This window comes from Xanthomonas hortorum (genome assembly GCF_040279205.1).
Taxonomy (GTDB): Bacteria; Pseudomonadota; Gammaproteobacteria; order Xanthomonadales; family Xanthomonadaceae; genus Xanthomonas; species Xanthomonas hortorum_F.
Window position 1 is genome coordinate 13,180 of record NZ_JBEOLS010000054.1, and the last position, 23,184, is coordinate 36,363.

The following is a 23,184-nucleotide window of genomic DNA, read 5'->3' on the forward strand; positions in this document are numbered from 1 at the left end:
GCTATCAGCGTTGCCGCGCAGCCCGATAACTGCGCAGCGCGCTGTCAGCCACGTTGAATTCAATGAACCCATGCGCTGCCGCCCCCGCGGCACCGTTTCGTAATTCCAAGGGAGTGAACATGCAAACCACCAACCGTTCCGCCGGCCATGCGCCTGCCACCCGACGTACACCGCTCGCGCACTGCCTGGCGTTGTCGCTGGCCCTGCTGGCCAATGCCGCGCATGCGCAGGAAGTGCGCAAGGCCGCCGATGGCGTCACCGTGGTGCCGAGCGCCAAGGGCGCCGCACCGGTGCGTCTGCAGGTGGTCGATGCCGGCATCATCCGCGTCAGTGCCGATCCGGATGGCGACTTCGCGCGCAGCCCCAGCCTGATGCGCGTGCCGGTGCAGGGCGACAGCAAGTTCCAGCTGGCCGAGCAGGGCGACAGCGTGCAGCTGAAGACCGGCAAGGTCACCGCCACGGTGTCCACCGTCGACGGCCATGTCAGCTTCGCCGATGCCAACGGCAAGCCGGTGTTGTCGGAGGTGGCCGGCGGGCGCAGCTTTGCCCCGCTCAAGGTCGAAGGCAAGCAGTACCTGAGCGTGCGTCAGCGCTTCCAGTCGCCCGATGACGAAGCGCTGTACGGCTTCGGCCAGCATCAGCAGGGCTGGATGAATCAGAAGGGCCGCAACGTCGAGCTGCAGCAGAACAATATCGACATGGCGGTGCCGTATCTGGTCTCCAGCCGCAACTACGGCCTGCTGTGGGACAACAACTCCATCAGCCGCCTGGGCGACCCGCGCGGCCTGCAGCCGCTGCCCAAGACGCTCAAGTTGTACGACGCCAAGGGCAAGGCCGGCGCATTGACCGCGCGCTATGCGATCAACGGCAAGCAGATCGTCGAGCGTCGCGAGAGCGAGGTGAATTACCAATACCTCAGCGACCTGACCAAGTATCCGAAGAAGGCGATCACAAAGGACAAGGACAGCCGCATGCAGGTCACCTGGGAGGGCGAGATCGAAGCGCTCACCGGTGGCGAGCACACCTTCTCGCTGTATTCGAGCGAATACGCCAAGTTGTACGTGGACGGCAAGCTGATCATCGATCGCTGGCGCCAGAACTGGAACCCGTGGAATCACGAATTCAAGCTCGAGTTGGAGCCGGGCAAGCGCCACACCGTCAAGGTCGAGTGGGACCTGATCGACCCCAGCTATATCGCGCTGCTGCATCGCGACCCGCTGCCGGCGACCGAAGCCAAGGATTTGTCGCTGTGGTCCGAAGCCGGGCAGATGATCGACTACTACTTCGTCTCGGCCGATTCTTACGATCAGGCGATTGCCGGCTATCGCGAACTCACCGGCAAGTCGGTGATGCTGCCCAAGTGGGCGTACGGCTTCTGGCAGAGCCGCGAGCGTTACAAGAGCCAGGACGAGTTGGTGGGCGTGTTGGCCGAGTACCGCAAGCGCAAGCTGTCGCTGGACAACATCGTGCTGGATTGGTCTTACTGGCCGGAAAACGCCTGGGGTTCGCACGATTTCGACCCACAGCACTTCCCGGATCCGGATGGCATGGTCAAGTCCGTGCACGACATGCACGCGCAGATCATGATTTCGATCTGGCCCAAGTTCTATCCCACCACCGCCAACTACAAGGAACTGGATGCCGCCGGTTTCATGTACAAGCGCAATGTCGAAGTGGGTGAGTTGGACTGGATCGCCAAGGGCTACAAGAACTCGTTCTACGATCCGTATTCGGAAAAGGCGCAAGCGATCTACTGGCGTCAGGTCAACGAGAAGCTCAACAGCAAGGGTTTCGATGCATGGTGGATGGACGCCGACGAGCCGGACGTGCATTCCAACCTGGATATCGGCGAGCGCAAGGCACGCACCACGCCGACCGCGCTGGGCCCGTCCACCGAGTTCTTCAACTCGTATCCGCTGCCGCACACACATGGCGTGTATGTGGGCGACCGTGCGGCCGACGACAAGCGGGTGTTCATCTTGTCGCGCAAGGGTTATGCCGGCACCCAGCGCAATGCGGTGGCGGTGTGGAGCGGCGACATCGTCTCGCGCTGGGACGACATGCACGACCAGATTTCCGCGGGCGTCAACATGGCGCTGTCGGGCCTGCCCAACTGGACCTTCGACATCGGCGGCTTCGCGGTGGAGAAGCGTTACGAAAACCAGGACCCGGCGCATCTGCCGGAATGGCGCGAGCTCAATACGCGCTGGTTCCAGTTCGGCGCGTTCGTGCCGATCTTCCGCTCGCACGGCCAGTTCCCGTACCGCGAAATCTGGAACATCGCCCCGGAGGGCACGCCGTTCTACGACAGCATGGCCTACTACAACCGGCTGCGTTACGCGTTGCTGCCGTACATCTACAGCCTGGCCGGCGACACCTATCAGCGCGACGGCGTGATCATGCGCGGCATGATGATGGACTTCCCGAACGACCCCAAGGTTCGCGACATCAACGACCAGTATCTGTTCGGGCCGGCCTTCCTGGTCGCTCCGGTCACCCGCTTCGGCGCCACCTCACGTCAGGTGTATCTGCCGGCCGGCAGCAGCTGGCTGGATTTTTCCACCGGCAAGCGCTACGAAGGTGGCCAGAGCATCGAAGCGGCCGCGCCGATCGAGCGCATGCCGTTGTTCGTGCGCGCCGGTTCCATCGTGCCCACCGGCCCGGTGCAGGAATACGTGGACCAGAAACCGGATGCACCGCTCACTGTGGTGGTCTACACCGGCGCCGACGGCCAGTTCTCGCTGTATGAGGACGACGGCAAGGGCTACGGCTACGAAAAGGGCGAGTTCAGCCGCATTCCGCTGAGCTGGAACCAGGCCAAGGGCGAGCTGAGCATCGGCAAGCGCGAAGGCAGCTGGACCGGCATGCAGGCCAAGCGCACCGTCAACGTACGCTTCGTCGACGGCCCGCGCGAGGATGCCGGTGCGCTCGAACCCAAGACCGACGCCAGCATCCAGTACGACGGCAAGCCGGTCAGCGTGTTGCAGCGCAAGATTGCGTCCGGCAAAGCGCGTCGTCGATGATCGCAGGTCGTTGTCAGTCAGTGAGTGCGCAGATGCCGGATCGCCGCGAGGCTCGGGCGTGCAGGTCCGGTCATGCAGCACGGTGGTGCACGTGCTGACCCGCAGGGAAGTCTGCAAGGCAACCGGTGCCGCACTCGCGGTGCTGGGGGCTGCGCCGGCCGCGTCCGCGGTTGCTGCGCCGGCGAAGGCAGCCGGCAAACAGTCGCTGCCTGCCGCCGCAGCCGGCGATGCCTTGCAGCTGTGGTATCGCGAACCGGCCAACGAATGGGTACAGGCCTTGCCGGTCGGCAACGGCCGGCTGGGCGCGATGGTGTGGGGCGGCATTGCCCACGAGCGCCTGCAACTCAACGAAGACACGCTGTACGCCGGCGGCCCGTACGACGCCACCAGCCCCGACGCGCTGGCGGCCTTGCCACAGGTGCGCGCGCTCGTATTTGCCGGGCGCTATGCCGAAGCCGAAACACTGGCCGACGCGAAGATGCTCTCGCGTCCGCTCAAGCAGATGCCGTATCAACCGCTGGGCGATCTGTTGCTGGATTTCGATCGTGCCGACGGCATCAGCGAGTATCGCCGTCAGCTCGATCTGGATACCGGCGTGGCTACCACGACGTTTCGTTCCGGCGGCGCTGTGCACAAGCGCGAAGTGTTCGTGTCGGCGCAATCGCAGTGCATCGTGGTGCGCCTGTCGTGCGATCGCCCACGTGCGATTTCCCTGCGCGTGGGCATCGACAGCCCGCAGACCGGCGAGGTCACGGTGGAGCAGGGCGGCCTGCTGTTCAGCGGCCGCAACGGCAGCTTCGCCGGTATCGACGGCAAGCTGCGTTTTGCGTTGCGCGTGTTGCCGCAGATCAAGGGCGGCACGGTCAGCGATCTGCGCGACCGCTTGCGCATCGAGGGCGCCGATGAAGTGGTGCTGTTGCTCACTGCCGCCACCAGCTACCAACGCTACGACGCCGTCGATGGCGATCCACTCGCATTGACCGCAGCAAGCATGCAGAAGGCGGGCAAGCTGGACTACGCTGCATTGCTGCGTGCGCATCTGGCTGATCATCAGCGGCTGTTCCGGCGCGTGGCGATCGACCTCGGCAGCAGCGAAGCGGCGAAGCTGCCCACCGATGAACGCGTGCAGGCGTTTGCCAATGGCAACGACCCGGCACTGGCGGCGCTGTACCACCAGTTCGGCCGTTACCTGCTGATCTGCAGCTCGCGTCCAGGTTCCCAACCGGCCAATCTGCAGGGCATCTGGAACGACCTGATGCAGCCGCCGTGGGAAAGCAAGTACACCATCAACATCAACACCGAGATGAACTACTGGCCCAGCGAGGCCAACGCGCTGCACGAATGCGTCGAACCGCTGGAATCCATGTTGTTCGATCTGGCCCAAACCGGGGCGCACACCGCACGCGCGATGTACGACGCGCCCGGTTGGGTGGTGCACAACAACACCGATCTGTGGCGCCAGGCCGGTCCGATCGATGGTGCGAAGTGGAGCCTATGGCCGATGGGCGGCGTGTGGCTGCTGCAACAGCTGTGGGACCGCTGGGATTACGGCCGCGACCGTGCCTACCTGGGCAGGATCTACCCCTTGTTCAAGGGCGCGGCGGAGTTCTTCGTCGCCACGCTGGTCAAGGATCCGCAGACCGGCGCGATGGTGACCAACCCGTCGATCTCGCCGGAAAACCAGCATCCGTTCAACGCCGCGCTATGTGCCGGCCCCACCATGGATGCGCAGCTGCTGCGCGATCTGTTCGCGCAATGCATCGCGATGAGCAAGCTGCTCAAGGTCGACGATGCCTTCGCGCAACAGCTGAGCACGCTGCGCGAGCAATTGCCGCCCAACCGCATCGGCAAGGCGGGGCAGCTGCAGGAGTGGCAACAGGACTGGGACATGCAGGCGCCGGAGATCCATCACCGCCACGTCTCGCATCTGTATGCGCTGCATCCCTCCAGCCAGATCAATCTGCGTGATACGCCCGAGCTTGCCGCCGCGGCCAAGCGCACGCTGGAAACGCGCGGCGACAACACCACCGGCTGGGGCATCGGCTGGCGCCTGAATCTGTGGGCACGTCTGGCCGATGGCGAGCATGCGTATCGCATTCTGCAATTGCTGATCTCGCCCGAGCGCACCTACCCGAATCTGTTCGACGCGCATCCGCCGTTCCAGATCGATGGCAACTTCGGCGGCACCGCCGGCATCACCGAGATGCTGCTACAAAGTTGGGGGGGCAGCGTGTTCTTGCTGCCCGCATTGCCCAGTGCCTGGCCGCGCGGCAGTGTGCGCGGGCTGCGCATCCGCGGCGGTGCCAGCGTGGACCTGGAATGGGACGGCGGTCGCCTGCAGCAGGCGCGCGTGCACAGCGACCGTGGCGGGCGCTATCAACTGTCTTACGCAGGGCAGACCCTGGACCTGGAACTGGGCGCCGGCCGCACCCAGCAGGTCGGCCTCAACAACAACCGATTGGTGACGCAATGAGCTTGTACATAGGACTGGATGTGGGCACGCAGAGCGTCAAGCTGGTGGCCTACGATCCGCAAGAGCGCGCCGTGGTGGCTACCATCGCCGCGCCCATGGAGCTGATCAGCCGCGACGACGGCACCCGTGAGCAACAGGCGCAGTGGTGGATCGACGGCATCGTGCATTGCTTCGCACAGCTCGATGGAGAGCTGCGTGCGCAGGTGCGCGGTATCTCGGTCTCCGGCCAGCAGCACGGCTTTGTGCCGGTGGCGGCCGATGGCAGCGTCACCGCACCGGTGAAGCTGTGGTGCGACACCAGCACCGCGCGGGAGTGCGACGAGATCATGGATGCGGTAGGCGGCGTGGCCGGCACTGTGGCCACTGCAGGCAACCCGATCATGGCCGGCTATACCGCCTCCAAATTGCCGTGGACGCGCAAGCATCGCCCCGAGGCGTACGCCGCGATGACCACGGTGATGCTGCCGCATGATTACGTGAACTTCTGGCTCACCGGCGAGCGCTTCACCGAAGTCGGCGATGCCTCCGGCACCGGCTGGCTGGATGTGCGCACCCGCCAGTGGTCCGAGCGCATGCTCGGCGCGATGGATGCACAGCGCGACCTGCGCGATGCATTGCCGCCACTGGTGGAAACCGGCGCGGTGTATGCGTTGTCCGACGCAGCTGCAGAGGCGCTGAATCTGCCGGCCGGCGTGCGTGTCACCACCGGTGGCGGCGACAACATGATGGCCGCGATCGGCACCGGCAACGTGGTGCCGGGTCGCCTGACCATGAGCCTGGGCACTTCCGGCACCTTGTTCGCGTATGCCGATCACCCGGTGGTGGACGACGACGCACGCTGGGCCGCGTTCTGCTCGTCCAGTGGCGGTTGGCTGCCGCTGATCTGCACGATGAACTGTACCGTCGCCACTGAGGCGGTGATGCAGATGTTCTCCATCACCCGCGAGCAGACCGAGGCGCTGATCGCCAGCACCGCACCGGGCGCCGATGGCCTGGTGTTGCTGCCGTTCTTCAACGGCGAGCGCACCCCGAATCTGCCGTCCGCACGCGGCTGCCTGTTCGGCATGGAGTTGCACAACACCACGCCGGCGCATTTCTATCGCGCCGCGATGGAAGGGGCGACCTATAGCTTGCGCAACGGCTTCGATGCTTTCGTTGCGGCGGGCCTGCAGTTCGACACCATCCTGCTCACCGGCGGCGGCAGCAAGAGCGCGCAGTGGCGGCAGATGGTGGCCGACATTTTCAATCTGCAGGTCGTGGTGCCAACCCAACCCGAAGGCGCCGCCTTCGGCGCCGCGCTGCAGGCGTTGTGGGCGTGCGATCGCGACGACGGCGGCGCAGACGCCTTGTCGGATGTGGTGCTGGAGCATCTGCAGACCGACGAGGCTCTATCGGCGTGCCCGGATCCGCAGCGCGTGGCCCAGTATCAACAGCATTACCAGAACTTCCTCAAGCACCTGCAGGTCGTCAGCCCGCTCTACGCCGGCTGATCGACAACCCCCTTTACAACTCCCCCAGCAGCAAGGACATCTCACCCCATGAGCAACACCGTCTACATCGGCGCGAAAGAATATTTCCCCGGCATCGGCAAGATCGGCTTCGAAGGCCGCGACTCTGACAACCCGCTGGCCTTCAAGGTCTACGACGCCAACAAGCAGATCGGCGACAAGACCATGGCCGAGCATTTGCGCTTTGCGGTGGCCTACTGGCACAGCTTCTGCGGCAACGGCGCCGATCCGTTCGGCCCGGGCACGCGTGCGTATCCGTGGGATGTGGGCAATACCGCACTCAATCGTGCCGAAGCCAAGGCCGATGCCGCGTTCGAATTCTTCACCAAGCTCGGCGTGCCGTACTACTGCTTCCATGACATCGACCTGTCGCCCGATGCCGACGATATCGGCGAGTACCAGAGCAACCTCAAGCACATGGTGGGCATCGCCAAGCAGCGCCAGGCCGACACCGGCGTGAAGCTGTTGTGGGGCACGGCGAACCTGTTCTCGCACCCGCGTTACATGAATGGTGCATCGACCAATCCGGACTTCAACGTGGTGGCGCGTGCAGCGGTGCAGGTCAAGGCCGCGATCGATGCCACCGTCGAGTTGGGCGGCGAAAACTACGTGTTCTGGGGCGGCCGCGAAGGCTATGCCTGCTTGCACAACACGCAGATGAAGCGCGAGCAGGACAACATGGCGCGCTTCCTCACCCTGGCACGCGACTACGGCCGTGCGATCGGCTTCAAAGGCAACTTCCTGATCGAGCCCAAGCCGATGGAGCCGATGAAGCACCAGTACGACTTCGACAGCGCCACGGTGATCGGCTTCCTGCGTCAGCACGGCCTGGACCAGGATTTCAAGCTCAATATCGAAGCCAACCACGCCACGCTCTCGGGCCACAGCTTCGAGCACGACCTGCAGGTTGCCAGCGATGCCGGCCTGCTCGGCAGCATCGACGCCAACCGCGGCAATCCGCAGAACGGCTGGGATACCGATCAGTTCCCGACCGACCTGTACGACACCGTCGGCGCCATGCTGGTGGTGCTGCGCCAGGGCGGGCTGGCACCGGGCGGCTTGAATTTCGATGCCAAGGTGCGCCGCGAATCGTCCGATCCGCAGGACCTGTTCCTGGCGCATATCGGCGGCATGGACGCGTTCGCACGCGGTCTGGAAGTGGCCAATGCGCTGCTGACGTCTTCGCCGCTGGAACAGTGGCGCGCCGAGCGTTATGCCAGCTTCGACAGCGGCGCCGGTGCGGCATTCGCCGATGGCACCAGCACGCTGGTGGATGTGGCAAATCATGCGGCCGGCAATGAACCAAAGCAGATCAGCGGCCGCCAGGAAGCCTACGAGAACCTGATCAATCAGTATCTGACGCGTTGATGTCCCGTGGCCGGCGGCGCATTGCGCGTCGCCGGCCGATGCCGGCCACCGCCATGGCCGCTCCTTTGCATGTTTCCAGGTGACCCCATGTCCAGTGTCTCCGTAAACGGCGCCCCCGATGCCGGTGAGAACACCCGTTTTATCGTCCTGATCAGTTGCGTAGCCACGATCGGCGGATTTTTGTTCGGTTTCGATAGCGGCGTGATCAACGGCACTGTCGATGGCCTGAAGCAGACCTTCAATTCCAGTGCCGCCGAGACCGGGTTCGAAGTCGCCTCGATGCTGCTGGGTTGCGCCATCGGCGCCTTCTTTGCCGGCCGTCTGGCCGACCGCTGGGGCCGCCGCGCGGTCCTGATCATTTCTGCAGCGCTGTTCCTGCTCTCGGCCATTGGCGCCGGTGCCTCGCACAGCTCTGGCTTTTTCATCTTCGCTCGCGTGATGGGCGGCTTTGCGGTGGGCGCGGCCAGCGTCATCTCGCCGGCCTACATCGCCGAGGTCGCCTCCGCGCGCTATCGCGGCCGGCTGGCCACCATGCAGCAGATCGCCATCATCAGCGGGCTGTTCTGCGCGTTCCTGAGCAACTACCTGCTGGCCAACGCCGCCGGTGCCTCTACCGAGCCGTTATGGGGCGGGCAGGCCGCATGGCGCTGGATGTTCTGGATGCAGGCGATTCCCTCGCTGGCATTCCTGTTGCTGCTGCTGGTCATCCCGGAGAGCCCACGCTATCTGGTGGTTAAGGGCCGTCGCGAGCAGGCGCTGGTGGTGTTGAAGCGGCTGTACGGCAACGCTGCTGCGCAGACCAAGCTGGGCGAGATCTCGGCCTCGATGTCGGCCGACCAGCACAAGCCCAAGTTCTCCGACCTGATCAACAAGGCCACCGGCAAGGTGCGCTCCATCGTCTGGATCGGCGTGGGTCTGGCGGTGTTCCAGCAGCTGGTCGGCATCAACGTGGTGTTCTATTACGGCGCGGTGCTGTGGCAGGCGGTGGGCTTTTCCGAGCAGGACGCACTGTTGATCAACGTGCTGTCCGGCGGCCTCAGCATCGGCGCCTGCCTGGTGACGGTGATGCTGGTAGACAAGATCGGCCGCAAGCCGCTGCTGTGGATCGGCTCGGCCGGCATGGCGGTGTCGCTGGCCCTGGTGACCTATGCCTTTGCCACCGCCTCGCTGGATGCCACCGGCAAGCTCGCCATGTCAGACGCCATGGGCATGCTCGCGCTGGTGGCCGCCAACGTCTACGTGGTGTTCTTCAATGCCTCGTGGGGCCCGGTGATGTGGGTGATGCTGGGCGAGATGTTCCCGAACCAGATCCGCGGCTCGGGCCTTGCCATCGCCGGTGCGGCGCAGTGGACCTCTAACTTCGCCATCACCGTCAGCTTCCCGATCCTGCTCGGCAGCATCGGCCTGGCCGGTGCCTACGGCATCTACACCGTGGCCGCCTTCATCTCGGTGTTCTTCGTGCTCAAGTACGTTTACGAGACCAAGGGCAAGGAACTGGAGCAGATGGAAGGCTGATCCTGTCTGTTATGCCGATATCGGCATGGAAAACAAAGAAGGCCGCGCATTGCACGGCCTTCTTTTGGGCGATGCTTCACTGCCGCTGCTATGACCATCGCCAAGAAGTCGCACCACCTTAGTGCAAGTGATGGTCTGTCTGAGAGTCGGCAAAGTCATACCGCTTTACGCATTCTTGCGATTTGTGCGCTCCAGCTATACGCGGCATGCCAGTTCGCTTCACACTAGCGAAAATTCGTCGGCGAACCAGGGAGTGGTTGTATGGCAGTTGCTAGAGAGCTGGTGGAAGGACTTCTGCTAAGTCTGGGTTATTGCGTCGTCTATCTGCTTGTTTGGCATCTGTCTGCTGACCAGTGGTATCTGCCAGCTGGCTTGAGAGCAGTGTCGCTCTTGTTCATGTCCTATCGCCGTTGGCCATTTTTGTTGGCAGGTGACGCCGCCGCCGTGCTCTGGTTACGTGTCCCGATGTTGGAGACAAGGGATTACGCGCCGTTGTGGGCCTACTTGAGCCCATTCCTGTTTGCACCTGCGGTCGCGCTGGCTGTGTCTGCGATTCGTCGGCACGCCCCTGATGTGATTCTACGCAACGCAATCCTGCCTTTGATGGCGCTACTTGCCTTGTGGAGCACACTGTGTGGCATGGCATTAAATGCCACCCTTGGCGGTCCAATTGCCAGTTCGCCGGTTGAGATCCTATTGCGAACATGGCTGGGTTCGTATCTTGGCATCTTGATGTTTTTGTTGCCGGGTCTGCTCTGGTATCGGCGCACAGAAAGCTATCTCCGTAACGACCTAGTGCGTGACAGCACATTTGCAGGTCTTGCAATGGCAGGGTTGTTCTGCGCTGCGAACGTCGTTCCGGAGCCACTGCTGCGACAAGTTCTGATGGTGTCGCTGGTAGGACCCGCAATCATCCTGACGCTTCGCCATGGTTGGCGTGGAGCGGCAGCCGGTGCATTGCTAGCAAATCTCATCGCAGCTTTGTCTCGTTCGAAGTATGGGATTGCTGCCTACGATGCAGAGCTATTTAGCGTTCAACTACTGATCGCAGTGATCGCCACCGGACTATTTGTCCTTGGTTCGCGCCTGGCTTTTGCTTTTTCGCAAGCTGGTGACCAACATCAGGTGCAACGTGAAGCATTGCAATTTGCCCAGGCTGGGTACCTCGCTGCCGAGCGTACGCTCCGTAATCGCGTTGTTGATTATTCCGATATCAATGTCCATCTCAATCGGCTCCGCAAGGACTGTGTTGCCCAGTTACGCGAGCGCGGACACCATGCTGCCGCCATGGAAATGACCAGAGCAGGTGTCATCGAGTCCCAGTTGTTACACGAATACGTCGCTGGCCTGTATCCGCTCGAAATCGAAACGCATGGCGTCTACCAGGCGCTGCGCTCACCTGCACTGGCACGATTTTACGATACGGAAATCCATCATGCGCTACACGGAAATTGCGGCGACCTGTCTTTGGGGCTGCAGTTGGCCGCTTACAGATGTGCACTCAACGCATTCGAGATTCTTCCGCAAGCGAAACGGCATCTGGTGCAGGCACGTGCCTGGAAAAGCCGCGATGCACAGGGGGTGGTGATCAGGATCTTTGCTGATGCTTCACTATTGGAAGTGGTGAATCGTGATGCATCTGAAGCCAACGCAGAGTTGCGGACGCGGCTAAAAGCGCATGGCGGCAAGTTCCGCCGCCGCCATGCGTTGGGAATCAGCTTTCTCATTGCCGAACAAGCGTCGGTTATTTCGTCCGCGTAACGATCCAGCGTTCTCCAGCGGTGCTCGTCACCAAGTGCACAGTGAAGTTGTCTGTTCGATAGACCAGCTGTGCTCTTGTTGGAATCACCAAGGTTGAAACTGTCAATCGACTGACGTCCTTGCCCATGGGTAACACCCAAAGAACTTCGCCTGCGCGGCCAACTGCGCCGCGGACAACGCCACTTGCATCGTTGATCTGTAGGTACAACATTCCCTCGCGTTGAAACTCATAGATCCGCCAGGTTGGATCTACCGCCAAATTGGCTGCGCGCGGTTCGGATTCACCAAGGCCTGTCGCTGCCATTGTGGAGATTGTCCCGTCACCTGGGCAGCAAGCATGCGCTGACCCCGCACCAAGCAACATTGCGCCGGCGATGGCACCCAGCGCCTTGATTGCGAATTTTGCCTTCAATTCCATGACTTCGCCTTTTCCCGTACTCGAGAAATATTTCGCCTGCGATTCAGGCCCGTCTAAGGTACGTGTTTCCTCGCAGTTTCGTGAGTGACTTGATCGAAAATCTGCTGGAGAGCCGAATCGCGTCAATGCATTGACGCGGCAGCGTGTTGCTTGAGCTAAAGAAGAGATGTAGTTCTAAGGGTTTATCGGATTTTTGGCGTTTGTGTTTTTCTATGAAGTTCGCTGCGTTACCATTGCAAACGGTCGTTGCAAACCTAGCCACCCAAAGCGTTATCAGTACAGGATAATGCATGAGCTTAAGGGCTCAGGCTCGGCTCAAGTTGTAGCCTTTTTCCTCTGAGTATTTAAGCTCTACATGTTGACGCTCCTGTCATGACTAAATGTAAAGCTTATTAGGGTCTATCTCATTAGGGTCTATTTTTCCCGTTAAATATTTCTTTGGTGAATTGTAGCGACGCGATTCGCCTGTGAAGTGCTGCAGTATTATTCGTTTAATTAAATTTTCTATCTAAAGGTTATGGCGTTTGGTATAGGCCTGACTTAGATCCATCCGGGCGCGCTCAAACCACCCGATCACTTGCTGGTGATGCGCCTGGCCCCAGCGACGCAGGAATTGCTGGGTGTGGTGGTCGTTGGAGTTGCGCAGGTTGGTCAGGCGCTCGGCGATGAAGGGGGCGGTCAGTGGCTGTGCGCAGTCGACCTCGATGCAGTGGCGCCAGGCGGTGTAGCTGTCGGGAAGGGCGGCAGACATTGGGCGGGCTCCGGTAGGTAAAGAAATGAACGTGAAGACGCAGGTGAGCAAGCACGGGCTTGCTTTTGCGCTTTTAGTGTTACTTTATAACACTTCATCTCCGTTGCTCAGCCTGGCCTCCCGTGTCGTGTTCAAAGCCGTTGTGCGTGTGCTCCAAGTCGAGTCGGTCACCAGATCGGAGGTGGCGACGCCGCTGTATCTGTCGTCCCGGGTGGGCGGCATGAAGCGGCGACAGCTGCTGCAGACCGCTGGCGCGGCGCTGGTGCTGTCGCCGGGCCTGGGTTATGCGCAAGGGCTTCCGGCGCTGCGGAGCTGCGGCCTGCAGCGTCACGATGCCGGCCTGCGGCTTCGACTCGAATTGAGTGTGCAGGTCGCCTACCGCAGTTTTCGTCTGTCCGATCCCGAGCGTTTGGTCATCGACCTGTCCGGCGTTTCGACCCAGCCGCCGCGGATCGATCCGTTGCCCGGCGGCCTCGCTGTCGTCGCGATTCGCAGCGGCCCGCGCGTGGACGGACTGCGCCTGGTGCTCGATCTGGCGCAGCCGCTGACAGCGACTGCGCGGTGGGAGGGCAGTGCGCTGATGCTGGATCTTGCTGCGGCATCCGGCACTGCGTCGCTGTCCGCCGCCGATGCGGCCCTCGCAGCGGCAAATCCAGCCGTCGCAGCGGCGGTGCCCACACGTTCGCGCCTGCACCCCTACGTGGTTGCCATCGACGCTGGCCACGGCGGCAAGGATCCTGGCGCGGTCAGTGCCGATGCGCGCTACGAGAAACATGTGGCCATGGCGGTCGCGGGGCGTCTGCACCAGCGTCTGGCGGCCGATCCGCGTTACCGGCCGACGATGATCCGCAGCGACGATCGCTTCGTGCCGCTGCATGAGCGGGTGTTGATCGCCCATCGCCACAACGCCGATCTGTTCGTCTCCATCCACGCCGATGCTGCACCCAACAGCGAAGCACGCGGTGCCTCGGTGTTCGCGCTGTCGCAGAACGGCGCCAGCTCCGCATTGGCGCGCTGGATCGCCGATAGCGAGAACGCTGCCGACGACATGGGCGATAGCGCGCGCCGTTTGCGCGTGCCGAGCAATCCGGTGTTGTCGCAGGTGCTGGCCGATCTGTCACTGAGCGGCACCATCGCCAGCAGTCTGCAGTTCGGCAGCTTGATGCTTGGCCGGTTGCAGCAGGTGACACGGCTGCATCAGAACCAGGTCGGGCAGGCCGGCTTTGCGGTGTTGAAGTCGCCGGATATCCCCTCGCTGCTGGTGGAAACCGGCTTCATGAGCAATCGCGACGATTGCCGGCGGCTGTGTGGCGATGCGCATCAGGACGAACTTGCGCAGACCTTGCATGCCGGCATCGACGATTACTTCCAGGCATTTCCCGGTCGCGCCTGAGGCGCGATCACTCCCTCCTCATTCAACGAGCTTTCAATGTCCGCCACGCTTCCCGATGTTGCCGTTACCGAACTTTCCACGTTGAGCGCGCCGCTGCGTTGGGTGGGCATGCAGGACATCGCCGTGCCGGTGCGCCTGGACGAAGCCGAGCCAAGCGGAACTGTGGCCGCACGCGCCACTGTGCAGGTGGATCTGCCGCAGCCCGAGCGCAAGGGCATCCATATGTCGCGGTTGTATCGATTGCTCGATCAGCACCTGGAGCAACCGTTGTCGCCAGCGATGCTGTCGCATTTGCTGCAGGCCATGATTGACAGCCACGCCGATTGCGGAAGCCGCGCGGCGCGCGTGTCGCTGGCTTTCGAGTTGATGCTGTGGATGCCGGCATTGCTGAGCGAAGGGTTGGCCGGTTGGCGCGCGTATTCGGTGCGGATCGACGCGCAATGCAAGGCAGGGCGCAGCCATGTGCGTCTGCAGATCGATGTGCTCTACGCCTCTACATGCCCATGCTCTGCGGCGTTATCGCGCCAGTTGCTGAGCGAGGCGTTCTTGCAGCAACACGCCGGGCGTGAAGCGCTGGCGCCGGAGGACGTTGCGCACTGGCTGCAATACAACGGCTCGTACGCTACGCCGCATAGCCAGCGCAGCGTGGCGCAGGTGCGCGTGGACCTGACCGCCTGCACGCAGCGGTTCGATATCCGCGAGTTGGTCGGTCTGTGCGAACAAGCGCTGGCCACGCCGGTGCAGGCCGCAGTGCGGCGCATCGACGAGCAGGCGTTTGCGCGCTTGAACGGCGCCAACCTGATGTATGTCGAAGACGCTGCGCGGCGTCTGCGCAAGATACTGGCCGAGCGCTATGCCAACTTCCATGTGGCGGTTCGCCATTTCGAAAGTCTGCATGCCCACGACGCGGTTGCCGAGACCGACAGCGATGCCGAGGGCTTTCATCCATTTGCCGATTGAGGGCTTGCCATGCCGTGCAAGAATTCGTTGCGTTGTGCGCCACGTCCACGCAAACGCGGTGTCGATCTGGCTGCGATGCGCAGTGCGCAGCCCACCGCGCAAGCATGTGTCGTTGCCGGGCCGTATGTGGTCATTCGCGCTAACGCGATCGGTGCGAATACGAGAGTGCATCGCTGCTGATCGGCAGCAATGTCGCTGGAGTTTTGCTGCAGGTTTCGCAGCAAGTCAGCCGACACCTACAAGCGAGCGCGACAGATTGACACATGGGCTGCTGCAACTGAGGCGCCATCTGAAGCGGTAGCTCAGGCGCAGCTAGGCGTCGATCTTTAACGCCCCCGCGATGCACCGCAGACCAACTGCGTCGTACCGCCTGCGCCACAACGCAAAAGCCCCGCAATGCGGGGCCCTGGCGTTTTCTGCAATGAGACGGGAGTGGTGCTCCCTAGGGGGCTCGAACCCCTGTTTTAGCCTTGAGAGGGCCACGTCCTAACCATTAGACGAAGGGAGCGTTTTGTCGCGTCCTGTGCAGCGCGCTAGTATAGTGTGGCAAAAGCCGTTGGGCAATCCTGCAACACAAAACGGAAACGCCATCATCGAACCCTCAGTTACATCTCCGTTCACGCTGCGCGTCATTCCACGCGATCAGCACACCATCTCGCGCAAGGACATCAGCCCCAACGCGCTACGCGTGCTGTACCGCTTGCGCGAATCGGGCTTTGGCGCCTACCTGGTCGGCGGCGCGGTCCGCGATCTGCTGGTCGGCGGGCATCCCAAGGATTTCGACGTGGCCACCAGCGCCACCCCGGAAGAAGTCAAGGCGCTATTCCGCAACTGTCGCCTGATCGGCCGCCGCTTCCGCCTGGCGCATGTGGTGTTCGGCCGCGAGATCATCGAAGTGGCCACGTTCCGCGCCAATGTCGATGACGGCAGCGGCGACCGCGAACTGGATAACGGCCGGCTGGTGCGCGACAACGTCTACGGCAGCATCGAAGACGACGCGATCCGCCGCGACTTCACCTGCAATGCCCTGTACTACGCGATCGAAGATTTCTCGGTGCGCGATTACTGCGGCGGCTTCGAAGATGTGCAGGCGCGCCTGATGAAGTTGATCGGCGACCCGGAGCTGCGTTACCAGGAAGATCCGGTGCGCATGCTGCGCGCGGTGCGCCTGGCGGCCAAGTTGAACTTCGACATCGAAGCAGGCACCGCAGAACCCATTCCGCGCCTGGCCGGGCTGTTGTCCGAAGCCGCGCCAGCGCGCTTGTTCGAAGAAATTCTCAAGCTGTTCCTGTCCGGGCACGGCGTCGCCAGTTTCGAAGGCCTGGAGCGTTACGGCCTGCTCGGCGCGCTGTTTCCCGAAAGTGCCGCGGCCCTGAAATCCAACCGCAGCGGCGCATTGCGCGCCATGGTGCTGGAAGGCCTGCGCAATACCGATGCACGCGTTGCCAACGACGAGCCGGTGTCGCCCGCATTCCTGTTCGCCTTGCTGCTGTGGCCGGCATTCTGCCGCACCTTGATGGGCCTGCAGGCGCAGGGCGTTCAGCCGGAAGACGCGCAGCGACGCGCCGCCGACCGGGTCACCTTGCATCAGCTCGAGCGGGTGGCATTGCCGCGTCGTTTCTCGCTGCCGATGCAGGAAATCTGGCTGCTGCAGACGCGCTTTTCCTCGCGTCAGCGCAAGCGCGTGTTCCGCACCTTGTCGCATCCGCGTTTTCGCGCCGCGTTCGATTTTCTGGTGCTGCGCCAGTTTGCTTCGCCGGATCATGCCGCCGACGTGGAGTTCTGGCGCGAGGCGCAGAAATCCTCCGGCCAGGAGCTGGTCGATGCGATCGAAACCGCGCAGGTCGATCAGGAAGGCGAAGAGGGCGCACCGCGCAAGCGTCGCCGCCGCCGCCGTCGCACCGGCGCGCCTGCAGGCGAGTAGGGCATGCACACCGCCTTTGTCGGCCTGGGTGCCAACCTGGGCCCGGCCGAGGCCAGCGTGTGCGCCGCCATCGCCGCGCTCGGGGAGTTGCCGCACTCCACGTTGATTGCGGCCTCGCGCCTGTATCGCACGCCGGCCTGGGGCCGCGAGGACCAGCCCGATTTCATCAACGCCGCAGCGCAGTTGCGTACCACGCTGGCGCCGCTGCAGTTGCTGGACGCTTTACTCGGCATTGAGCAGGCCTTCGGTCGGCAGCGCCAGGCCGGCGAGCGCTGGGGCCCGCGCACGCTGGACCTGGATCTGCTGCTGTATGCCGATCAGGTGATCGACCTGCCGCGCCTGCAGGTGCCGCATCCGCATCTGCAGGTGCGCGCCTTCGCGCTGTTGCCGCTGTCCGAGCTGGCTCCGGAGGCGATCATTCCTGGGCATGGAACAGTGCGGCACGCCCTGCAGGCCATCGATGTCTGCGGGCTGGAGCCGATTGGGTAGATAATGGCCGGCTTATCACCCCACGTAATGACTTCATGAGCAGCCATACCGACAGCAAGCCCTGGACCGTGCCCGCCTTGGCGCAGGCCAAGCGCGACGGTCGAAAACTGGTCATGTTGACCGCGTACGACGCCGGCTTTGCGCGCACTTTCGATGCCAATGGCGTGGACCTGATTCTGGTCGGCGATTCGCTGGGCATGGTGGTGCAGGGGCATACCTCCACGCTGCCGGTGACCACCGCCGATATGGTCTATCACACCGCCTCGGTCGCGCGTGCGCTGGAGCGTGCGTTGCTGGTGGCCGATCTGTCGTTCCAGGCCGATGCCACGCCCGAGCGTGCGCTGGACGCGGCCACCCAGCTGCTGCAGGCCGGCGCGGAGATGGTCAAGCTCGAAGGCGCCGGGCACAAGCTCGAGGTGATCCGCTATCTGGTCGAGCGCGAGATCCCGGTCTGCTCGCACCTGGGGCTCACCCCGCAATCGGTGCTGCGCTTCGGCGGCTACAAGGTGCAGGGACGTGGCGAAGCCGGCGAGCAGTTGCGTCGCGATGCGCAGGCGGTGGTCGACGCCGGCGCCAGCCTGGTCGTATTGGAATGCGTGCCGACCCCGATCGCCGCGCAGATCAGCGCCGAACTCAGCGTGCCCACCATCGGCATCGGTGCCGGCCCCGGCTGCGATGGTCAGGTGCTGGTGATGCACGACATGCTGGGCCTGGACAGCGGCCATCGCCGTCCCAAGTTCGTCAAGGATTTCCTCGCCGAAGGCGGCTCGGTCGCAGGCGCGGTACGCGCATATGCGCAAGCCGTGCGCGACGGCAGCTTTCCCGATGCAGAGCACGCGTACGCCGCATGATTCAGACCATTACCGATCTTTCCACCCTGCGCGCACTGGTCACCGGCTGGAAGCGTGAGGGCTTGCGCGTGGCGCTGGTGCCGACCATGGGCAACCTGCACGCCGGCCACTATTCGCTTGTGATGCTGGCGCGCCAGTATGCCGACCGTGTGGTGTCGAGCGTGTTCGTCAACCCGACCCAGTTCGGCCCGAACGAAGACTTCGCGCGGTACCCGCGCACGCCCGAGTCCGATCTGCGCGGGCTGGAAGACGCTGGCTGCGATGCGCTGTGGCTGCCGGACGTGGACACCATGTATCCGCTGGGCACCGCATTGGCCACGCCGATCCATGCGCCCGGCGTCAGCGACGTGCTGGAAGGCGTGTGCCGGCCGGGGCACTTCGATGGCGTGTGCACTGTGGTGGCACGTCTGTTCAACCAGGTGCAGCCGGACGTGGCCGCATTCGGCAAGAAGGACTATCAGCAGCTGGCGGTGATCCGTCAGATGGTGGCCGACCTGGCGTTTCCGATCGAGATTTTGGGCGGCAGCATCGTGCGCGAGGCCGACGGCCTGGCGATGAGCTCGCGCAACCAGTACCTGACGGCCGACGAGCGCCCGCGCTCGGCGCAGATCCGCAAAGTGCTGTTGCAGATGCGCGAGAGCTATGCCGCCGGCACGCCGCGTGCGCAGGTCGAAGACACCGCCACTCAGGCGCTGGAACAGGCCGGTTTCCGCGTCGATTACGCGGTGGTGCGGCTGCCCGACCTCAGCGAGCCGGGCGACAGCAACACCGGCGCGCGCGTTGCCTTGATCGCTGCACGCCTGGGCAACACCCGGTTGATCGACAATCTGGAATTCTGAGGCCCGCCGCTGCGGTCGGGCTGAAGCCCTCACCACCGGTCGCGCCGCCGGCCGGTCGGCGCGGGCGCTTTCCGCTAAAATGCCCGCTTTCCTTTAGCCGTTGCCCGTCATGCACCTGTCCCTGCTGAAAGCCAAGATCCACCGCGCCACCGTCACCCACTCCGAGCTCAATTACGAAGGCTCGATCGCCATCGACGGCCTGCTGCTGGAAGCCACCGGCATCCGCGAGTTCGAACAGGTGCACATCTGGGACGTCACCAACGGTGCGCGTTTCAGCACCTATGCCATTCGTGCCGAAGACGGCAGCGGCATCATGTCGCTCAACGGCGGCGCCGCGCGTCACGTGCAGGTCGGCGATCTGATCATCGTTGCCGCCTTCGCCAGCATGAGCGAAGACGAAGCCAAGACCTTCAAGCCCAATCTGGTATATGTGAACGCGCACAACGCGATCTCCCACACCAACCACAGCATCCCCACGCAGGCCGCATGACACACACCAACGGATTCGACGCGCTTCACGCCCACGCCCAGCGCCTGCGCGGCGCTGCCATCCCCGCATTGCTTGCCGCCGAGCCGCAACGGCCGACGCAGTACGCCAGGCAAGTCGGTCCGTTGTATTTCAATTTCGCGCGGCAGAAGTACGACCGCGCCGCGCTCGATGCCTTGTTCGCGATTGCGCGTGAGCTTGATCTGGCCGGCGCGTTTCAGCGTCTGTTCCGCGGCGAGCAGGTCAATGTCACCGAACAACGCGCTGCCTTGCACACCGCATTGCGTGGCGATCTGACCGATGCGCCGGTGGCCTCCGAAGCGTATGCAACCGCTGCCGAAGTGCGCCAACGCATGGGCGCCTTGATCCAGCAGCTGGAAGCTACTGAGGTCACCGACATCGTCAGTGTCGGCATCGGTGGTTCGGACCTAGGTCCGCGCCTGGTGGCCGATGCCCTGCGTGCGCCGTCCGGTGCGCGTTTTCGCGTGCATTTCGTCTCCAATGTCGACGGCGCGGCGATGCAGCGCACGCTGGCCACGCTGGATCCGGCGCGCACTGCCGGCATCCTGATTTCCAAGACCTTCGGCACTCAGGAAACGCTGCTCAACGGCAGCATCCTGCATGCCTGGTTGGGCGGCAGCGAGCGGCTGTATGCAGTGAGCGCAAACCCCGAGCGCGCCGCCAAGGCCTTCGACATCGCGCAAAGCCGCGTGCTGCCGATGTGGGACTGGGTCGGTGGGCGTTATTCGCTGTGGTCGGCGGTGGGTTTTCCGATCGCACTGGCGATTGGTTTCGAACGTTTCGAACAGTTGCTCGAAGGCGCTGCACAATTCGATGCGCATGCGCTCAACACGCCGCTGGAAGAAAACGTCGCGGTGCTGCACGGGCTGACTGCAGTGTGGAATCGCAACCTGCTCGGCAGCGCCACGCATGCGGTGATGACCTACGACCAGCGTCTGGCCTTGCTGCCGGCGTATCTGCAGCAGCTGGTGATGGAGAGCCTGGGCAAGCGGGTCAAGCTCGATGGGGCTGCGGTGGATAGCGACACCGTGTCGGTGTGGTGGGGCGGTGCGGGCACCGATGTGCAGCACAGCTTCTTCCAGGCACTGCACCAGGGCACCAGCGTGGTGCCGGCCGACTTCATCGGTACCGTGCATAACGATGACCCGTACGCGGAAAACCATGTCGCGCTGATGGCCAATGTGCTGGCGCAGACCGAGGCGCTGGCCAATGGCCAGGACAGCAGCGATCCGCATCGCAGCTATCCGGGCGGCCGCCCGAGCACGGTGATCCTGCTCGATGCGCTCACTCCACAATCGCTGGGCGCGCTGGTCTCGATGTACGAGCACAGCGTGTATGTGCAATCGGTGATGTGGGGCATCAATGCGTTCGACCAGTTCGGCGTGGAGCTGGGCAAGCAGTTGGCCAGCCAGTTGCTGCCGGCGCTGAAAGGCGAGTCGGCCGATGTGGCAGACCCGGTGACGCGCGAGCTGCTGTCCAAGCTGCGTAGCTGAGCAGTCGCGCAGCGGTCGCGTGTTGGACAACGAGGCCTTCGGGCCTCGTTTTCGTTTAACGGAAGCATTGCGGGCGTGCCGGTGCGAGTGGCTAAGCAACCACCGTCGGGGTTCCGCATCGCGCTGCTCTAGCTAGCCATCGTGGTTAGATTGGCCAAATTTACCAAAATGGTAAATTTAGGAGTAGGCTGATATCCGTCACTCCTTGCAGGATCGTCCGATGCCACACCCGCAGGATCTGCCCGGCCTGGAAAAATCTCCTGCTGCCGACATCAAGGTGAAGGGGTGGCCCAGCCTGATGCGCAAGGTGCGCACGCATGGCGCAGTGGTCATCACCAACCACAATCATCCCGAGGCGGTGGTGGTGGATGCGGAGGAATACCGGCGCCTGGTGCGTCAGGCAAGCGCGGCCTCCGATGCCTCGATGCGGGCACAGTCGCTGCAGGCATTGCAGCTGAAGTTCGATGCGCATCTTGCGGCGGTGACCGAAGGCGCGGGCCTGGCTGCGGTGATCAGCAAGCCCGCACGACGGGGCAGGAAGATCACTCTGGGTCCGTCGCTCTAAGTCGTGGGAAATATCCTGGTGCTTGCCGGCGTCAACGGCGCCGGCAAGAGTTCGCTGCTGGGCACTTTGCTGCAGGAAGACGGCGCAAGCTGGTTCAACCCGGACGCGTTCACCAGGCAATTGGTGGAGCAGGGCTGGGCGCTCGAAGACGCCAACGCACAAGCCTGGCAAGAAGGCGTGCGGCGGCTACGTCAGGCGATGGCTGATGACCGCGATTACGCATTCGAAACCACGCTGGGCGCAACGACCATTCCGCGCCTGCTGCGCGAGGCCTGCGCGCAGCACACGGTGGCGATCTGGTTCTGCGGCCTGTCGACGGTGGAGCTGCACCTCGAACGCGTCGCAGCGCGGGTTGCCGCTGGCGGGCATGCCATTGCCGAGCACAAGATCCGCGAGCGCTTCGATGCTGCGCGCGCGAATCTGATCGCTCTGTTGCCGCATCTGGCGGTGTTGCACGTCTACGACAACAGCGCGCCCGCCGATGCGGCGGGGCAGGCCGAGCCGCTGCTAGTGCTGGAACTGGACCGAGCCGGCTTGCATTATCCGACGACGTTGGAGGAACTGGCGCAGGTGCCCGACTGGGCAAAGCCCATCGTGATGGCGGCATTGGAGATGCGCCGCGCGTTTTGAGCAGAGCAACCGGGCGGACATGCGCGAGTCGCCTGCCTGATTGAAGATAGCAGCGGCTAGTAAAACTACTTCACACCGGTCTGCTGCAGGCCGGCTGATCTGCGGCCTGGCTGCAGGACCCTTGCCCGCCCACCATCGCGGGACACGTCGCAGGTACGGACTGGTTGAACAATGTAGATAGATCACTTGTAGAGCAGATGATCTTCAGCTTGGCTGCAGGGCCCTTGCGCGCCCACCATCGCGGGACACGCTGCAAGTACGGACTAGTTGAACAATGTAGATAGATCACTTGTAGAGCAGGTGATCTTCAGCTTGGCTGCAGGGCCCTTGCCCGCCCACCATCACGGGACACGCCGCAAGTACGTCCGTGTAAGACCTTACGCGGCATCCATGCCGCGTAAGGTCCCGCGACGGTGGGCGGGCAAGGACCATCGAAGATGGTCGGTGTGCATAGCTTTCAATAGAACAGTCAGCAAACTGTCTGGTGCGGTGTCCTCGCCGATTGCGGGACCGTGTGGCGGCATGGATGCCGCCACCGAGCCCCCATGGATGGGTTCACGGCGTGTCCCGCGAGCGGTGAGGGCACCGTGCCCTCGACGCACTCGACTTCTTCGCGTTTGCTGCAGGGCCCTTGCCCGCCCACCGTCGCGGGACACGCCGCAAGTACGTCCGTGTAGGCTCTTACGCGGCATCCATGCCGCGTAAGGTCCCGCGA

Annotated in this window: 18 protein-coding genes and 1 tRNA gene; 16 read left to right on the plus strand and 3 right to left on the minus strand. The window is 63.3% G+C overall.

From position 1 onward, the window contains the following. The first annotated feature begins 119 nt into the window (after nucleotides 1–119). From ABS769_RS17620 to ABS769_RS17645, 6 genes are all read left to right on the plus strand, one after another. A complete protein-coding gene (locus ABS769_RS17620) occupies nucleotides 120–3,023 on the plus strand; it encodes a TIM-barrel domain-containing protein (RefSeq protein WP_317062670.1) in 2,904 nt (967 codons plus the stop codon). A gap of 91 nt (nucleotides 3,024–3,114) precedes the next feature. Then, nucleotides 3,115–5,496, plus strand: a complete 2,382-nt coding sequence (locus ABS769_RS17625) for a glycoside hydrolase family 95 protein (protein ID WP_317062669.1) — start codon at nucleotides 3,115–3,117, stop codon at nucleotides 5,494–5,496. Continuing rightward, nucleotides 5,493–6,986 (plus strand): xylulokinase, encoded by a 1,494-nt coding sequence (xylB, locus tag ABS769_RS17630; RefSeq protein WP_317062668.1) that lies wholly within the window; start codon nucleotides 5,493–5,495, stop codon nucleotides 6,984–6,986. Before ABS769_RS17625 ends, xylB begins: the two co-directional genes overlap by 4 nt. Before the next feature lie 48 nt (nucleotides 6,987–7,034). Beyond that, nucleotides 7,035–8,372 carry a xylose isomerase gene (gene xylA / locus ABS769_RS17635; protein WP_317062667.1) on the plus strand — a complete coding sequence of 446 codons (1,338 nt, stop codon included), beginning with the start codon at nucleotides 7,035–7,037 and terminating at the stop codon, nucleotides 8,370–8,372. Nucleotides 8,373–8,459: 87 nt separating this feature from the next. Further along, nucleotides 8,460–9,887 (plus strand): sugar porter family MFS transporter, encoded by a 1,428-nt coding sequence (locus ABS769_RS17640; protein WP_317062666.1) that lies wholly within the window; start codon nucleotides 8,460–8,462, stop codon nucleotides 9,885–9,887. 261 nt (nucleotides 9,888–10,148) lie between these two features. Beyond that, the gene (locus ABS769_RS17645) at nucleotides 10,149–11,648 is read left to right on the plus strand and encodes an MASE1 domain-containing protein (RefSeq protein ID WP_317062665.1); all 1,500 of its coding nucleotides are present in this window, start codon (nucleotides 10,149–10,151) and stop codon (nucleotides 11,646–11,648) included. Here the strand turns inward: ABS769_RS17645 and ABS769_RS17650 are convergent. Continuing rightward, the gene (locus tag ABS769_RS17650; RefSeq protein ID WP_317062664.1) at nucleotides 11,632–12,066 is read right to left on the minus strand and encodes a hypothetical protein; all 435 of its coding nucleotides are present in this window, start codon (nucleotides 12,064–12,066) and stop codon (nucleotides 11,632–11,634) included. The two genes, ABS769_RS17645 and ABS769_RS17650, sit on opposite strands and share 17 nt — an antisense overlap. Before the next feature lie 508 nt (nucleotides 12,067–12,574). Continuing rightward, on the minus strand, nucleotides 12,575–12,817 hold the full coding sequence (locus ABS769_RS17655; RefSeq protein ID WP_317062663.1) for a hypothetical protein: 243 nt from the start codon (nucleotides 12,815–12,817) through the stop codon (nucleotides 12,575–12,577). A 220-nt stretch (nucleotides 12,818–13,037) separates the two neighbouring features. Here ABS769_RS17655 and ABS769_RS17660 point away from each other — a divergent pair, with 220 nt between their 5' ends. Further along, nucleotides 13,038–14,210, plus strand: a complete 1,173-nt coding sequence (locus ABS769_RS17660) for an N-acetylmuramoyl-L-alanine amidase (protein ID WP_317062675.1) — start codon at nucleotides 13,038–13,040, stop codon at nucleotides 14,208–14,210. Nucleotides 14,211–14,246: 36 nt separating this feature from the next. Next, the gene (gene folE2 / locus ABS769_RS17665) at nucleotides 14,247–15,170 is read left to right on the plus strand and encodes a GTP cyclohydrolase FolE2 (protein ID WP_317062662.1); all 924 of its coding nucleotides are present in this window, start codon (nucleotides 14,247–14,249) and stop codon (nucleotides 15,168–15,170) included. A gap of 433 nt (nucleotides 15,171–15,603) precedes the next feature. Here the strand turns inward: folE2 and ABS769_RS17670 are convergent. Next, nucleotides 15,604–15,678 (minus strand) — tRNA-Glu (locus ABS769_RS17670). Nucleotides 15,679–15,726: 48 nt separating this feature from the next. Between ABS769_RS17670 and pcnB the strand changes: the two genes are divergently transcribed. The 8 genes from pcnB (at nucleotide 15,727) to ABS769_RS17710 (ending at nucleotide 22,469) form a co-directional block, all read left to right on the plus strand. After that, complete coding sequence (gene pcnB / locus ABS769_RS17675) at nucleotides 15,727–17,094, plus strand: polynucleotide adenylyltransferase PcnB (protein ID WP_168957921.1); 1,368 nt, start codon at nucleotides 15,727–15,729, stop codon at nucleotides 17,092–17,094. A 3-nt stretch (nucleotides 17,095–17,097) separates the two neighbouring features. Beyond that, nucleotides 17,098–17,583: a 2-amino-4-hydroxy-6-hydroxymethyldihydropteridine diphosphokinase gene (gene folK, locus ABS769_RS17680; RefSeq protein WP_317062660.1), complete on the plus strand. Its 486-nt coding sequence runs from the start codon at nucleotides 17,098–17,100 to the stop codon at nucleotides 17,581–17,583. 35 nt (nucleotides 17,584–17,618) lie between these two features. Continuing rightward, nucleotides 17,619–18,434: a 3-methyl-2-oxobutanoate hydroxymethyltransferase gene (gene panB, locus ABS769_RS17685; protein ID WP_168957831.1), complete on the plus strand. Its 816-nt coding sequence runs from the start codon at nucleotides 17,619–17,621 to the stop codon at nucleotides 18,432–18,434. After that, nucleotides 18,431–19,273, plus strand: coding sequence for a pantoate--beta-alanine ligase (gene panC, locus ABS769_RS17690; protein ID WP_317062659.1), 843 nt, complete (start codon nucleotides 18,431–18,433; stop codon nucleotides 19,271–19,273). The genes panB and panC overlap by 4 nt, the downstream gene beginning before the upstream one ends. Nucleotides 19,274–19,382: 109 nt before the next feature. Beyond that, nucleotides 19,383–19,763, plus strand: coding sequence for an aspartate 1-decarboxylase (gene panD / locus ABS769_RS17695; protein ID WP_003481969.1), 381 nt, complete (start codon nucleotides 19,383–19,385; stop codon nucleotides 19,761–19,763). After that, the gene (gene pgi / locus ABS769_RS17700) at nucleotides 19,760–21,274 is read left to right on the plus strand and encodes a glucose-6-phosphate isomerase (protein ID WP_350498218.1); all 1,515 of its coding nucleotides are present in this window, start codon (nucleotides 19,760–19,762) and stop codon (nucleotides 21,272–21,274) included. Before panD ends, pgi begins: the two co-directional genes overlap by 4 nt. Nucleotides 21,275–21,494: 220 nt before the next feature. Next, nucleotides 21,495–21,839, plus strand: a complete 345-nt coding sequence (locus tag ABS769_RS17705) for a type II toxin-antitoxin system Phd/YefM family antitoxin (protein ID WP_317062654.1) — start codon at nucleotides 21,495–21,497, stop codon at nucleotides 21,837–21,839. 3 nt (nucleotides 21,840–21,842) lie between these two features. Further along, nucleotides 21,843–22,469: an AAA family ATPase gene (locus ABS769_RS17710; RefSeq protein WP_317062653.1), complete on the plus strand. Its 627-nt coding sequence runs from the start codon at nucleotides 21,843–21,845 to the stop codon at nucleotides 22,467–22,469. Nucleotides 22,470–23,184: the final 715 nt, after the last annotated feature.